General features: G+C 40.0%; 12 protein-coding genes and 6 tRNA genes. 6 read left to right on the plus strand and 12 right to left on the minus strand.

What is annotated here, in order from left to right:
- The 4 genes from hsdR to SULKU_RS03935 are packed head-to-tail and all read left to right on the plus strand — an operon-like array spanning window position 1 to window position 6,152.
- Window positions 1–2,388 (plus strand): EcoAI/FtnUII family type I restriction enzme subunit R, encoded by a 2,388-nt coding sequence (gene hsdR, locus SULKU_RS03920; RefSeq protein ID WP_013459637.1) that lies wholly within the window; start codon window positions 1–3, stop codon window positions 2,386–2,388.
- A 1-nt stretch (window position 2,389) separates the two neighbouring features.
- Window positions 2,390–3,826 carry a class I SAM-dependent DNA methyltransferase gene (locus tag SULKU_RS03925; RefSeq protein WP_013459638.1) on the plus strand — a complete coding sequence of 479 codons (1,437 nt, stop codon included), beginning with the start codon at window positions 2,390–2,392 and terminating at the stop codon, window positions 3,824–3,826.
- On the plus strand, window positions 3,819–5,726 hold the full coding sequence (locus SULKU_RS14260) for a restriction endonuclease subunit S (protein ID WP_013459639.1): 1,908 nt from the start codon (window positions 3,819–3,821) through the stop codon (window positions 5,724–5,726). Before SULKU_RS03925 ends, SULKU_RS14260 begins: the two co-directional genes overlap by 8 nt.
- A gap of 15 nt (window positions 5,727–5,741) precedes the next feature.
- Window positions 5,742–6,152 (plus strand): PBECR3 domain-containing polyvalent protein, encoded by a 411-nt coding sequence (locus SULKU_RS03935; protein ID WP_013459640.1) that lies wholly within the window; start codon window positions 5,742–5,744, stop codon window positions 6,150–6,152.
- Window positions 6,153–6,473: 321 nt separating this feature from the next.
- Here the strand turns inward: SULKU_RS03935 and SULKU_RS14975 are convergent, their stop codons facing one another.
- A complete protein-coding gene (locus SULKU_RS14975; RefSeq protein ID WP_013459641.1) occupies window positions 6,474–6,629 on the minus strand; it encodes a hypothetical protein in 156 nt (51 codons plus the stop codon).
- 51 nt (window positions 6,630–6,680) lie between these two features.
- Here SULKU_RS14975 and SULKU_RS15380 point away from each other — a divergent pair, with 51 nt between their 5' ends.
- A complete protein-coding gene (locus SULKU_RS15380) occupies window positions 6,681–7,256 on the plus strand; it encodes a YigZ family protein (protein WP_013459642.1) in 576 nt (191 codons plus the stop codon).
- A 10-nt stretch (window positions 7,257–7,266) separates the two neighbouring features.
- Here the strand turns inward: SULKU_RS15380 and SULKU_RS14265 are convergent, their stop codons facing one another.
- The 3 genes from SULKU_RS14265 to SULKU_RS03960 all read right to left on the minus strand — a co-directional run bounded on the left by SULKU_RS14265 (window position 7,267) and on the right by SULKU_RS03960 (window position 10,825).
- Window positions 7,267–9,231, minus strand: coding sequence for a sensor histidine kinase (locus SULKU_RS14265; RefSeq protein ID WP_013459643.1), 1,965 nt, complete (start codon window positions 9,229–9,231; stop codon window positions 7,267–7,269).
- 71 nt (window positions 9,232–9,302) lie between these two features.
- Entirely contained in the window at window positions 9,303–10,268 is a 966-nt protein-coding gene (locus SULKU_RS03955) for a DUF3137 domain-containing protein (protein WP_013459644.1), read from the minus strand.
- Window positions 10,265–10,825: a LemA family protein gene (locus SULKU_RS03960; RefSeq protein WP_013459645.1), complete on the minus strand. Its 561-nt coding sequence runs from the start codon at window positions 10,823–10,825 to the stop codon at window positions 10,265–10,267. Before SULKU_RS03960 ends, SULKU_RS03955 begins: the two co-directional genes overlap by 4 nt.
- 85 nt (window positions 10,826–10,910) lie before the next feature.
- On the opposite strand from SULKU_RS03960, the gene SULKU_RS03965 reads away from it, so the two are divergent.
- The gene (locus SULKU_RS03965) at window positions 10,911–11,192 is read left to right on the plus strand and encodes a hypothetical protein (RefSeq protein WP_013459646.1); all 282 of its coding nucleotides are present in this window, start codon (window positions 10,911–10,913) and stop codon (window positions 11,190–11,192) included.
- On the opposite strand, the gene SULKU_RS03970 is transcribed toward SULKU_RS03965, so the two are convergent.
- From SULKU_RS03970 to SULKU_RS04005, 8 genes are all read right to left on the minus strand, one after another.
- A complete protein-coding gene (locus tag SULKU_RS03970; protein ID WP_013459647.1) occupies window positions 11,177–11,797 on the minus strand; it encodes a DUF2238 domain-containing protein in 621 nt (206 codons plus the stop codon). The genes SULKU_RS03965 and SULKU_RS03970 overlap by 16 nt on opposite strands.
- Before the next feature lie 61 nt (window positions 11,798–11,858).
- Window positions 11,859–11,935, minus strand: a tRNA-Asp gene (locus SULKU_RS03975).
- Between the two features lie 12 nt (window positions 11,936–11,947).
- Window positions 11,948–12,023 (minus strand) — tRNA-Val (locus SULKU_RS03980).
- Between the two features lie 31 nt (window positions 12,024–12,054).
- Window positions 12,055–12,131 (minus strand) — tRNA-Asp (locus tag SULKU_RS03985).
- A gap of 12 nt (window positions 12,132–12,143) precedes the next feature.
- Window positions 12,144–12,219 (minus strand) — tRNA-Val (locus SULKU_RS03990).
- Window positions 12,220–12,241: 22 nt separating this feature from the next.
- Window positions 12,242–12,317 (minus strand) — tRNA-Glu (locus tag SULKU_RS03995).
- A 16-nt stretch (window positions 12,318–12,333) separates the two neighbouring features.
- Window positions 12,334–12,409 (minus strand) — tRNA-Lys (locus SULKU_RS04000).
- A gap of 81 nt (window positions 12,410–12,490) precedes the next feature.
- Window positions 12,491–13,582 carry a CinA family protein gene (locus tag SULKU_RS04005; protein WP_013459648.1) on the minus strand — a complete coding sequence of 364 codons (1,092 nt, stop codon included), beginning with the start codon at window positions 13,580–13,582 and terminating at the stop codon, window positions 12,491–12,493.
- Between the last annotated feature and the right edge of the window lie 35 nt (window positions 13,583–13,617).

Here is a 13,617-nt window from a genome sequence, read left to right on the forward strand (position 1 = left end):
ATGGCTTCTAAAAAAGATTTATCTGAAAGAGACATTTGTACCCAATTTATTTTACCTGCTTTAATCAAAGCGGGATGGAATATCGAAACCCAAATTAGAGAAGAGGTAAGTTTTACCGACGGTAGAATTTATGTCAAAGGAAATAAAACGGCTCGTGGTGTTCGAAAACGGGCTGATTATATTCTCTATTACAAACCCAATATACCCATTGCGATAATCGAAGCCAAAGACAATAAACACACCGTAAGAGCTGGAATCCAACAGGGGATTGAATACTCTACCATTTTAGATATTCCCACTGTATTTAGCAGTAATGGGAATGGATTCTACGAATACGACAAAACCTTGTCAAATGGACAGATAGAACGTGAAATTTCTTTGGACAATTTCCCATCTCCTGAAGAACTTTGGAAACGATACCAAAAGTATAAAGGGATTACTTCTCCCGAAGAAGAAAAAATCATTGCACAAGATTATTATTTTGACGGTGGAAATCGAAGTCCGAGATATTATCAGCAAATAGCTATCAATCGAACAGTCGAAGCAATCGCAAAAGGGCAAAATAGACTTCTCCTAACAATGGCAACAGGAACGGGGAAAACCTATACCGCTTTTCAGATTATTTATCGACTTTGGAAGAGTGGAACGAAAAAGAGAATTCTCTTTCTTGCCGATAGAAATGCCCTGATTGATCAAACTAAACGGGGTGATTTCCGACATTTTAAAGATGTTATGACAGTCGTAAAGCAAAAAAAGATTGATAAATCGTTTGAAATTTATTTGGCTTTGTATCAAGGATTGACTAACTACGATGAAGACAAAGATGCTTATCGTGAATTTAGTTCTGATTTCTTTGATCTAATCGTTATTGATGAGTGTCATCGAGGAAGTGCCTCCGAAGACAGTGCGTGGAGAGAGATTTTAGAATATTTCAAAAGTGCAACCCATATCGGTTTAACCGCTACTCCCAAAGAGACAAATGAAATTTCAAGCACTGAATATTTCGGTGATCCAATTTATACCTATTCTCTTAAACAAGGGATCGAAGATGGATTCCTCGCTCCTTATAAAGTCATCCGTGTCGGATTGAATGTCGATTTGGAAGGGTGGAGACCTGAAAAAGGGAAAACCGATAAATTCGGTAATGAGATTGAAGACAGGCTTTACAATAAAAAAGATTTTGAAAAGAATCTTGTGATCGATGAGAGAACCGAAACTGTCGCTAAAAAGATTACCGAATTTTTGAAGAAGACCAACCGTTTTGATAAAACAATCGTCTTTTGTATCGACATCAATCATGCAGAACGGATGAGAGCCGCACTTGCGAATGAAAATGCGGATTTAATGGCACAAAATCCAAAATACATTATGCAGATTACAGGGGACAATCAAGAGGGAAAAATGGAGTTGGATAACTTCATCAATCCCCAAGAACGATACCCCGTTATAGCAACAACTTCCAAGCTGATGACGACAGGGGTAGATGCTCAAACGTGTAAGTTAATTGTTTTGGATAGCAATATCGCTTCAATGACGGAGTTTAAACAAATCATTGGTCGAGGAACTCGTATCAATGAGGAATACGGCAAAACCTTTTTCACCATTATGGATTTTAGAAACGTGACGGATTTGTTTGCCGATTATAATTTTGACGGCGATCCCGTTCGTATCAAAGAAATCTCCGAAACCGATGAGATTGAAACACCCGAAGACGAAGAGAATAATGATGAGCCGATTACCGATGATGAGACGGGCGAAGAGATAATTTTTGAACCGCCGACGATTCGAGATGGAGGAGAGATTGAAGAACCGCCGCCTGAGCCTCGCGGAAAAATCTTTGTGAATGGGGTCAATGTCGCTGTTTTAAATGAGCGGATCCAATATATGGACACTAGCGGAAAGCTGATTACGGGGAGCCTCAAAGATTACACCAAACAGCAGGTGAAAAAAGAGTTCGCTTCATTGGATGAATTTCTCAATCGATGGACTTCCAGTGAGCGAAAACAAGCTCTTATTGACGAATTGGAAGACAAAGGGATCATTTTAGATAACTTTCGTGAAGAGATTGGTCGGGATATGGATATTTTTGATTTAATATGTCATGCCGCATTTGATAAACCGCCTCTTAGTCGAAAAGAGAGGGCAGAAAATGTTAGAAAACGAGACTATTTCACCAAATACGGGGATAAAGCGAAAGCCGTTTTGGAAGCTCTTTTGGATAAATATGCCGATGAAGGTATCGAAAATATCGAGAGTATGAAAGTGCTGACGGTTCAGCCGTTTGATCAAATCGGATCACCTGTGGAAATCGTCTCCCTTTTCGGCGGAAAACAAAAATATTTGCAAGTCATAGCAGAACTAGAAAACGAATTATACAAGGTAGCATAAATTGGGTCATAACATCAGTGGAATTATAAAAACAATCCGTAATTTAATGCGTGGAGACAAGGGTGTCAATGGTGACGCTCAACGAATCGAACAGCTCGGATGGATGATTTTTCTCAAAATCTTTGATGACAAAGACATCGAAATGGAACTTCTCGATGATAACTATGTCTCGCCCATCCCTGCTGAATTGCAGTGGAGAAACTGGGCTTCGGATGATGAGGGATTGACGGGAGAGGCACTCTTAGTATTTATCAATACGGAGCTATTTCCTACTTTGCAAAAATTGGCATTAGGAACGACTAATAAACGGGCGATTTTGGTTCGTGAAGTGTTCGAGGGAAACAATAACTATATGAAGTCGGGGACGATTATCCGACAAGTTATTAACAAGCTCAATGAAGTCAATTTCAACAGCTCCGAAGACCGTCATATGTTTGGGGATATTTATGAAACTATCCTCAAAGAGCTGCAAAGTGCGGGAGATAGCGGAGAGTTTTATACCCCTCGTGCGATCACCAATTTTATCACCGATAGGGTTGATCCGAAACTCGGTGAAATCGTTTTTGACCCTGCTTGCGGAACGGGGGGATTCCTCACCTCGGCGATTGAGCATATTCGACAAAAAGAGGTCAAAAACATCGATGACCGTCTAACGCTTCAAAAGTCTATAAAAGGAGTGGAACTCAAACCGCTTCCTCATATGCTTGCTCTTACAAACCTCGTTTTGCACGATATAGAAGTGCCGAATATCGAATACGATGATGCCCTCTCAAAAGAGTTGAGTTCGATTACCCAAAAAGATAGAGTGGATGTCATTCTTGCCAATCCTCCGTTCGGTGGAAATGTGACGGACGGGATGGAGATGAATTTCCCGATGATTTACCGCACGAAAGAGTCGGCAGATTTGTTTTTGATTCTGATAATACAATATCTAAAAGACGGAGGAAGAGCGGGGATCGTTCTCCCTGATGGATCACTGACGGGGGAGGGGGTAAAAGCCCGTATTCGTCAAAAGCTCCTCGAAGATTGTAATCTACACACAATCATCAGACTTCCGAATTCGGTTTTTCAACCGTATGCCAGTGTCGCTACGAACCTTCTTTTTTTTACCAAAGGAGAGCCGACAAAAGAGATTTGGTATTACGAACACCAACTTCCAGTAGGACAGAAAGCATATAACAAAACGAATCCTATTCAACTCAAAGAATTTGATCCGATAAAAGCATGGTGGGATAACCGTTTAGAGAGTGAACAAGCGTGGAAAGTTGATATCGAGACGATAAAAAATAGTGGATATAACCTTGACTTCAAAAATCCTCATAAAAAAGAGGAAGAAGAGATACACACTTCTACTCAACTTCTTGAGATGCTTCATCAATCATTTGCTAAAAGTGAAGTATTGTTGAATATGTTAAAAAGTGAATTAACTAATGAATAAAGTTTTACTTGGAGACATTCTTACGGAAAGTAAGGTAGAATCACTTAATCCAGACCCAAATAACAGAATTACTGTAAGATTAAACGTTAAAGGTGTTGAAAAAAGACCTGTCAAAAATGACACCGAAGGTGCTACTAAATATTATATAAGAAGTTTCAATCAATTCATTTATGGCAAACAAAATCTCTTTAAAGGTGCATTTGGAATCATTCCAAAAGAATTAGATGGCTTTGAAACGAGTTCTGACTTACCTTGTTTTGATATAGACATAAATAGATGTAAGCCTGAGTGGATTTTATACTTTTTCAAAAAAGGGAATTTTTATAAAACACTTGAAAAGATTGCACGAGGAGCAGGTTCTAAACGGATAAGTCCAAAAGATTTTTTTAAAATTGAAATCCCTTTGCCCTCTATCGATCAACAGGAAAGCATTTTAAATAAAATATCTTCCATAACTAATTATAGTATTCGTATAGAAGATGAAATTTTTAGCCAACAAAATCTCCTAAAAAAACTCCGTCAATCGATACTTCAAGAAGCTATCGAAGGGAAATTGACAGCGCAATGGCGAAAAGAAAATTCAGACGTAGAGTCAGTATCCAAACTACTCAAAAAAATAAGGGATGAGAAAGAACGACTTATCAAAGAGAAAAAAATTAAAAAGGGTGCAGAGGTTTCACCAATTCTTACCAATGATATTCCATTTATTATCCCTCAAAATTGGGGTTGGTGCAGATTAGGGAATCTTTTAAGATCATTAGAATATGGCACATCGAAAAAATGTTTTCAAGAGAAAAAATATAATACTCCGATTTTAAGAATACCTAATATATCATCTGGAATTATTAATGTCGATGATTTAAAATTTACAGATCTTTCTGAGAAAGAAAAAGCACAGTATACTCTTGAAAATAATGACATCTTAATTATCCGTTCAAATGGTAGTAGAGAAATAGTTGGTAGGTCGGTATTGGTATCCAATGAATTCCAAAATTATGGATATGCAGGGTATCTAATTCGTTTGCGTTTCATTGGTATTTCAATAGATGCTAAATATATTCAGTATGCGTTGAGAAGCCCATATATAAGAGAACAAATAGAAATGCCGTTAAGAACGACTGTCGGAATTAACAATATTAATAGTGTTGAGATTTCCAATCTTTTAATTCCCTTGCCTCCAATAGAAGAACAGAACGTGATTGTTGAAAAAGTAGAAAATCTTTTTGCTATGTGCGATGACCTTGAACAACAAATCAATGAATCCAAAGCCAATGCTGAAATGTTGATGCAATCAGTTCTTAAAGAGGCGTTTGAAGAAAAATCGGAAGTCGATACAACGGAGCCACACGCACCGAAAACCTTCCAACGCAGTGTCCTTGCCGCCTACTTGATCGATAACAGTCAAGATGATCAATTTTTCGGACACGTCAAGCTCCAAAAAATGCTTTATATGTGTGAAGCGGTCAATAATCTGGATTTTGATACAGACTATAAACGTCATGCGATGGGTCCGTATGATCCAAAACTGATTCGATCCGTGGACTCTCAACTAAAAAAAGCAAAATGGTTTGAAGTGAAAAAATTGGATGGTGAAATAAGTAGATATGTTTACCACCCTCTCGAAAAAGTAGAAGAGTACAAAAAATATGTAGGGCGATATTGGGATCAGCAAAAAATAGAGCATATTTTTCATCTTATGAAACCGATGAGGACGTTGCAAGCCGAAATCGTAGCGACACTTTACAGTGCCTACACGGATTTGAAAAAGGCTAACGTATCTATTACCGATGCAATACTTATTAATGAAGCACGGAATAACTGGCATGATAATAAAAAAAATATAGCCGTCGAGACATGGGAAAAAGCAATCGAATGGATGAAAAGTAAAAATCTGTTGTAAAAGGAAGTATGGGGTATGCCCAAACAACTAATCTGTGATTTGATGAAAGTTGCATTATCGGATAGCCGCTCCCAAGACTATATCACTTTTCCTCTGCATGAAAAGTGCATAAGACGGGTTCATGCTATTCTGAATCTAAATCTGACGGGCTATCAATGTTATATCCATTGCAATGATATTCGTCATGTCTATAATAGACATCCATTAGACCACCATTATTTATGCTACATTCCCGATATACTAAAAAATTTCAATAGAATAGAAAAAGAAAACACAACAGATCGAAGAACGGGCAAATCACAGCTCGTTTATAAATTTTACAAAAAATATAACGGCAATGTCGTGAAATTGGTTAAAGTAAGAGTACACCAAGATAAAACAATCAATTTGAAAACATTGTTTACGATAGGGGATGAGGGGCAGTAGACCAAAAACTACTGCATTCTACGGGTGTGGACTGATGAATTAACCCCAGTCTGACGTTCTAAACGGACTCCGATGGTTTTTAAGGAAAAAAAATGGACATATCAACAGAATATGCCACTTAAAATCTACCGAAGTAAACTTTGAGTGGAACATCTTGTCACTATCTTAACACAACTTCATTAATGCAATATAAATCGTCTATATTTGTAAGATTTTTATATCGAACACATCTTATAATGCGATTGGACTGAAATTATACTTAAATTATTTTAAGTATAGCTTGTACTCTAAACGCTTATTTTGTCAATTGTTGCGGTGTCATCAGCGATTGAAATACCAAAACGCTCCGAGGATGAGAATACCGAAAAAGGCAGCTTTAAAAACCCATTTCATCAGCTTGAGATAGACTAAAAAAAGGATAACTCCGACCAGTCCCATCGAACCAAGTCCATATCCGCTCATTAAAAAATCGATCATTTATGCTCCAAAAGTAAATGCGCCATTATAGCAAATGCTATAATCGCATTCATGAATACCGTGAATCAAATTTTTACCGATATGATCGAGATCAAAGGATCGAAATTTATCGCATTTTTAATGCCCATTTCTGAGTATGAGGAACAGATGTCTTATCTGCGTTCCATTCATCCCAAAGCGGTTCACTTTGTCAGTGCTACCCGGAGTCTGAATGAGTTTGATCAGATCGTCGAATACAGCGGTGATGACGGCGAGCCTAAAGGGACTTCAGGGAAGCCTACGCTATCAGTGCTGCAGGGACATGAACTCATCAATGCCGCAGTGATTACGGTACGCTATTTCGGAGGGACGAAACTGGGACCCGGTGGACTGGTGAGGGCGTATGCCGAAGCGGCAAATGCGGCGTATGCCCAAGCAGAGTTATTGCCCTATGAAAAGCTTTACACACAACGCTTTTCCTGTGAATATACGAACGTTTCGATGGTGGAATATGAGATTACCCAAAAAGCTATTCGATGTATTAGTAAAGTATTCGGAGAAAGAGGGGCGGAATTTACGATAGAAGCGACTGCGGAGAAGCTGGAGATTTTCTTTGATACGCTGGGTCGAGCAATACAAAAAATCTAGTTCGGATCGGTTAGGGTGTTTTATCCTCTTCCATGCTTTTATCATAGATAGGAATCATTATCGTAAAGCAGGTTCCCGCATCGATGTTCTGAAAGGTAAGGGCACCATGGAAGTGGTCTTCGATAATTGATTTGGACATATAGAGTCCCAATCCTGTCCCGTTTTCGGATTTTGTCGAAAAATAGGGTTCAAAAATTTTATCCGCAATAGCACCCGAAATATCTCCTGCGTTATCGCAGACATTTATAGCTATAGAACCGTCTGTTTCTTCTACAAGGATTGTAATTTTTCCTGGATGGATACCACGTTCTACGATGGCATCATGAGCGTTTTTGATCAAATTCATCAATACTTGGGTCAATTCGTTTTTTGAAAGGTACCCCATTTTATCGGTTGAAATCGTCAATGTCGTTTTGATTTTGGCATATTTTAAAAAGACATCGCACAGCCTTAAAGCCAGTTCGACGATTTCTCCGATATTTTCAGGCCGTTTCGTCTCGTCATTTTTATAATAATTGCGAAAATCATCGATGGTTTTGGACATATACTGTAAATGTTCATTGAACTGATCATGCGATTGTTCAAAATTCCCCTCATCCCATTGCCCCAGTTTATGCTGAAAATAGAGGTTTTGTATGATGATGGCCAGGGTATTAAGCGGTTGTCTCCATTGATGGGCGATCATGGAGATCATTTCACCCATTGCCGCATGTCTGGACTGGTGAAAAAGAATGGCATTTTTTTCTTTGATCTCTTGGCGTTGTTTGTCAATTTTGTGTTCAAGATACTCTTGATTCTTCTCTTTTTCTATCAACAGCTCTTTTTGTAGTTGGATTTTTTCATCTTTTGCCGCATGAAATCTTTGGGCCAGGATAAGAGCGAAAAATATGATTTCGATCAAAGCCCCGAATAAAAAAGCGTACCGGTTGATATCGGTGTTTTCCAAAAAGCCGTTGAACGTTAATACCATCATCCCCATTGTCGGCATATAAATCATGAGGGCAATGAGATAGAAGGGGGTTTGCATCTTGCCGTTTTGCCAGATTTTAACGGCAAGCGTAAGTAAAATCGTGATAAACACAGTGGAGAGAATATTAAAAAACAGTGTTGCTAAAGGTATTTCGAGATGGATTAAAACTCCCAATGTCAAAAAAGAGACAGCAAAGAGTTTGAATAACCGGTTCATTTTAGGGAAATACTTTTCCAATTCAAGGAACGTTTTGGAAAAAAGGGCCATAAATGCCAAAACTACGGTACCGACGACGTGAAGTCCCTGTTCCCACGGATGAAAGCCGATATAGAGATAACAGCCGTTGAACATAGTGACAAAAGCGATAAATGATGAGACGTATCCGATATAGTAGGCATATATCCGCTCACGCATCTCGACTAACAAAAATATATTCAGAATCATAATGATAAAAAGGATACCTGAGTAAAAAGGGTAAAACGTTCTTAGGGTCAAACGACTAGGTCTAAAAAACTCTTTTTCGCTGTAAAGTGTAAAAGCACCGATTTGGGCATTGATCGTCTGTCCTTGGAGAAAGTATGTTTTTGACATCCCGGGAGCTATCGTGAGGCGAAAAGTGGGGTTTGCATCTTCGATTTGACGCTCGTTAAGGTGTGTTAAAAGTCCGGCACTGTGCTTTACCCATCCTGATTCAGTCGGTTCATAAAGATTAAAAGTGGACCAAAACGGCTCGCCAAAGTACAGGATGAAATCATTGTCTCGACTCTTGTTCTCAATAGTTAGTTTGAACCATACGGTTCCGTCTTTATATCCGAATGAAAATTGGGAAGGGACTGTCTGGGTGAAATTTTTATCGGCAATTTCATCGACCGATAAAAGCGATTTTTCATCATAAACATAAGGGATGGAAAACTTAGAAATTTGATCTGTATTTTCAGCAATTACGATTGAAGCAAATGAGGAGGAAACGTAGAATATAAATGGCAAAATAATCCGAAAAAACATCCCCTCTCTCCTCTCTCTATCGGCATTTAGCATAAAAAATTATTATACAGCAATAACTCTCAAGCTTTATATTAAATTTTGCTCCAGAGTTTTTCGCTTAGTTTAAGCTCTTCGATCAGTCCGATCGTATAATGCAGGGTATTGACATATTCCATTGCTTGTTTGTACTCGAGAAGCGAGGTAAATACGGAAGGTTCAAAAAGGTCTTTACCCGTATTGATGGCAACGTGAATATGATTTTGGACAAAAGAGATGAAAAGGGGGTGAGGGATCTTTTTTTGAAAATCTACAATTCTTTGCATCATTGAATGGGTTAGAATATAGCGCGTTTCGATAGGGTCATTGCCGTAAACAACGAATTGCTTTTCAAATTCCGGATCGTCCAATTGTATTACTTTGTCACGTGAGAGATTTATGGACTGCAGCCATCCTCCGATCAAATCACCGAATGTTTTTTCGGCAAGATCGGGGAGAACAACCGTTTTGCTTTTAACGTATTTATTGAATTCTGCGACAAGAAAAAGCCCTCGGAACAGCGTATGCCATTGGGTTCGCCCTTTGGAATCTCGGGTCTGGTATTCGGCATGGATATCGGAAAATTCGATGGGGATATTGTGAACCGATCCTCTGACACAATCGTTACCGCCGTATCGGTCGATAGAGTGGTTAAACAATGCCGAGCGTTCGAAAAGATGACGGGGTAGAAACAGATAGGGGGTATAGCTTAGCTGCGGATCGATGGCTTGAATGAGAGGAGAGATGATCCGTTCTTTGAAGTCTTTCGTATAGTCGCGGATCAGCATTTTATAGATAACTCCGCCGAGTGCGACCATCCCGACAAACAAAAAAATCATGAACGGAGAGAAAAGACCGAAGCGTTCTTCAATCCAGAATGCGATAACTAAGAAAATAACGGCACCAATGACTCCATAAAATTTCATTTGAGAAAGGATAGCTATCCGCGTTTTTTCGAGTTCACTCAGCTGCGGATAGAGCTCTTTGTAATAAAAATCGGTGAGCTCGGATACAGATTTCATGATCGGTTGAATAACTCTTTGACGTTGATATTTTGGCGTTCATTGAGAGTGATTTCAAAAACGGTGCGTCGGCTCAGATTCATCCATCCGGCCAACAGATTGGTCGGGAACATCTCTATGGCATTGTTGAGGTCGGTGACCGATTGATTGTAGGCACGGCGGGCGGCAGAAATCTGCTCTTCGATTTCATTGAGCGAACGCATCAGATGACTAATATTTTCATTGGCTTTGAGATCGGGATACGCCTCCATCGCAACGGTGATGGATCCCAGAGCCGCTGAGAGTTTTTGATCATACGCAATTTTCTGCTCATTTGTGAGATTTGGCTTCATCGCCTCTGCACGGAGCTCGGTAACTTTTTCCAATACGGACTTTTCATGTTCCATATACCGTTCAACCGAAGCCACGAGATTCGGGATCAGATCAAACCGTTTTTTGAGAACGGCATCAACACTTGCAAAGATATTATCAACCTGATTTTTTTTGCCGATGAGTGAGTTGTACATTAAAACAGTAATTACAACGAGGAGAATGAGAATAACAATAAACAGATTCATTATATTTCCTTTTGTGAAGTAGTCCTTAATTTTAAGCGAAATTTTCTAAAGAGAGGTTTATAGTTATTTAAATAGGAGGTGTGATATGCAAGTTACTTCATATACTTTTCAAACGCCTTATCCTCAACCGTTTCAGGTAGGCCGTCCTGATCCTGCCAGCACAAAAAAAGAGGATAGTACTCAAAATACAGGGGCGGTAGAAAACCAGAAAGTCTCAGTCGGTGAGGCCAAAATCAAACCGACTCTTGATTCGGGGATTTATGTTTCTCTGAGCACGCTTGAATCGGGCAGTTCACAAAAGGGTGTTTCCGAATTTAAATCGTTAAGCAGCGTCAATCAGGCACAAAAAGCTTATTCGGTCAATTGATAAAGATCGTTTGAGAGTGTACGGCGCGAGCGTCGTATAAAAGGGGTATGCAGGAGTGCCGCGATGAGTGCTCCGAGATAGCCGCATGCCATATCTTTCTGCGCATCCCACTGATCTCCCTGGATTCCTAAAAATGCGGTTCCCAAGTCAGGATGTGTCATTTGGGTAATGAGCCATTCGGCTACTTCATAAAATCCGGAAGCGGAAAATAGAAAAAGAAGGGTAAGAGTTGATATGAGCTTATGCGATTTTTGAAAGGATGAGAACCATTCATAAAACGGTAAAAAGAGTAACAGCCCAAACAGAAAGTGAATGAGGCGGTCATAATGGTTGCGTTCGAACCCGAAAAAATCGGTAACGGGTGTGAAATAGGGCATTTCGCTGTAGGTGTAGTGTGCGCCGATTCCATGTAAAACAAAAAACACAAAGAGCATCCAGGCACTTGCATTGGAAAAACCGAACCGTTTCTCGCTCCCAATAATAATCGGTAGAGCTATAAAGACCAAAATATTTTCCAGCGCCCAGTCATTCCGATAGGATGGATGGATTGCCAATACCAGCCAAATAAAAATATAAACGATAAAAAGAGAAGGTTTGAGTTTCATTTGAATATGATAGCATAATAGAAAGATACAATGTGATTGTTTTAGAAAGAGAGAGTAAAGGTGGCGCAGCGGACGGGACTCGAACCCGCGACCTCCTGCGTGACAGGCAGGCATTCTAACCAACTGAACTACCGCTGCAACCTAAACGAATGGTGGGAATTACAAGACTCGAACTTGTGACATCTACCTTGTAAGGGTAGCGCTCTACCAACTGAGCTAAACTCCCGTGAGTTTAAAAAATAAATCGAAATAACATATGGCGCAGCGGACGGGACTCGAACCCGCGACCTCCTGCGTGACAGGCAGGCATTCTAACCAACTGAACTACCGCTGCAGCCAAAAATTATGGTGGGAATTACAAGACTCGAACTTGTGACATCTACCTTGTAAGGGTAGCGCTCTACCAACTGAGCTAAACTCCCGAAAAATATCTATTCGAACAAATGGCGACCCCTAAAGGATTTGAACCTCTGTTCCTACCATGAAGTGATAGTGTCCTTGGCCACTAGACGAAAGGGTCACTTATATCAACAATATGGTGTCCCGTGATGGATTCGAACCATCGACCCCCTCATTAAAAGTGAGATGCTCTACCGGCTGAGCTAACGAGACCTCTTCAATCATCAAAACTCGGTGATTGTGAGGGCGAAATTATAGGGGAAAGATGTTGTTTTGTCAAGGAAAAAAAGCGATTTAGGTAAAAAATAATTCTTTATCAATATTTAGAAGCATTTTAACGGCCATTAAGACACTCTGTTCTTGGATATAGTTACGATCTCCTTCGAAGTAAAAACGTTCGGTATGTACGGAGGTTTTGGAGCGTGCACTGATATAGACGGTTCCGACCGGCTTGGCTTCACTGCCGCCGGTAGGGCCTGCAATGCCGCTGATCGAGAGGGCATAATCGGCAAAACTGACATTCATTGCCCCCTCTGACATCTCTAAAACAACTTCGGCACTCACCGCACCGTGTTGTTCCAATGCCGCCTCGTCAACGGCAAGCCAGTTGGCTTTGAGGGTATTGGAATAGGTAATCAGTGAACCGTCAAAAATATTAGACGCACCGCTTTGGGAAGTAAAAAAATGGGCGAGCGATCCGCCGCTGCAGCTTTCGGCAAAAGAGAGTTTTTTATGGTGATGACTCAATTTTTCAATAATAAATGCGGCAATATTGGTGGCGGCAATGACCTTATGATGCATGAGCCCGCGTGCGGATGCGATAAACTGCGAGAGATTTCCGTGCTTCCGTGTCTGGATACGGATTTTGAGCCATCCTTCGATGAGTTCGCTAAATTCAAGTCTTACATCGAAATTTTGGGCTAGCGGTTCGAGGAGGGTTTGGGCACTCAGAAGTTCTTCGTTAAAAAGATGAATAGTGGCATAACGTGATTCTTCATCGATGAGTATCGGAGGGAGAACTTTCCCTTCATTTGCCAAAACTACATTAATCTCAGACGTGTTATGGGTGAGAAGATAGCTGCCGTTTTCGAGAATACTGGCACGCGAGGGGATAAGCATCTGCTCTTTTAAAACCTGATTGTCGGCGGTCACCGTGCTTAGGAGTTTTCCAACGATGGTAAAGGTGTTTTTGGTCGTAACGATGATGAGTTTCGATTCGTGTTTCAAAAGTCCTTCAAGGTGCAGAAACAACCCTTTGTCCGACTCTTCAAAATAGTTGATCGAGTCGATAGAAGCAAGACGATTTTTAATACTTCGGAGGATATAGCGTTCATACGCTTCATTCAAAATCAGCCGATTACCTACGAAAATAACATCACGTTTCATTGGTTAAATCCTATTTGTTGCATAGCAAATTTTTT

It is taken from the genome of Sulfuricurvum kujiense DSM 16994, assembly GCF_000183725.1.
Taxonomy (GTDB): domain Bacteria; phylum Campylobacterota; class Campylobacteria; order Campylobacterales; family Sulfurimonadaceae; genus Sulfuricurvum; species Sulfuricurvum kujiense.

What these genes read in the sequence shown, in the direction of transcription:
- hsdR (WP_013459637.1), top strand. Translation starts at nt 1, where the DNA reads ATGGCTTCTAAAAAAGATTTATCTGAAAGAGACATTTGTACCCAATTT.
- SULKU_RS14260 (WP_013459639.1), top strand. Translation starts at nt 3,819, where the DNA reads ATGAATAAAGTTTTACTTGGAGACATTCTTACGGAAAGTAAGGTAGAA.
- SULKU_RS03935 (WP_013459640.1), top strand. Translation starts at nt 5,742, where the DNA reads ATGCCCAAACAACTAATCTGTGATTTGATGAAAGTTGCATTATCGGAT.
- SULKU_RS14975 (WP_013459641.1), bottom strand. Translation starts at nt 6,629, where the DNA reads ATGATCGATTTTTTAATGAGCGGATATGGACTTGGTTCGATGGGACTG.
- SULKU_RS15380 (WP_013459642.1), top strand. Translation starts at nt 6,681, where the DNA reads ATGAATACCGTGAATCAAATTTTTACCGATATGATCGAGATCAAAGGA.
- SULKU_RS14265 (WP_013459643.1), bottom strand. Translation starts at nt 9,231, where the DNA reads ATGTTTTTTCGGATTATTTTGCCATTTATATTCTACGTTTCCTCCTCA.
- SULKU_RS03955 (WP_013459644.1), bottom strand. Translation starts at nt 10,268, where the DNA reads ATGAAATCTGTATCCGAGCTCACCGATTTTTATTACAAAGAGCTCTAT.
- SULKU_RS03960 (WP_013459645.1), bottom strand. Translation starts at nt 10,825, where the DNA reads ATGAATCTGTTTATTGTTATTCTCATTCTCCTCGTTGTAATTACTGTT.
- SULKU_RS03965 (WP_013459646.1), top strand. Translation starts at nt 10,911, where the DNA reads ATGCAAGTTACTTCATATACTTTTCAAACGCCTTATCCTCAACCGTTT.
- SULKU_RS03970 (WP_013459647.1), bottom strand. Translation starts at nt 11,797, where the DNA reads ATGAAACTCAAACCTTCTCTTTTTATCGTTTATATTTTTATTTGGCTG.
- SULKU_RS04005 (WP_013459648.1), bottom strand. Translation starts at nt 13,582, where the DNA reads ATGAAACGTGATGTTATTTTCGTAGGTAATCGGCTGATTTTGAATGAA.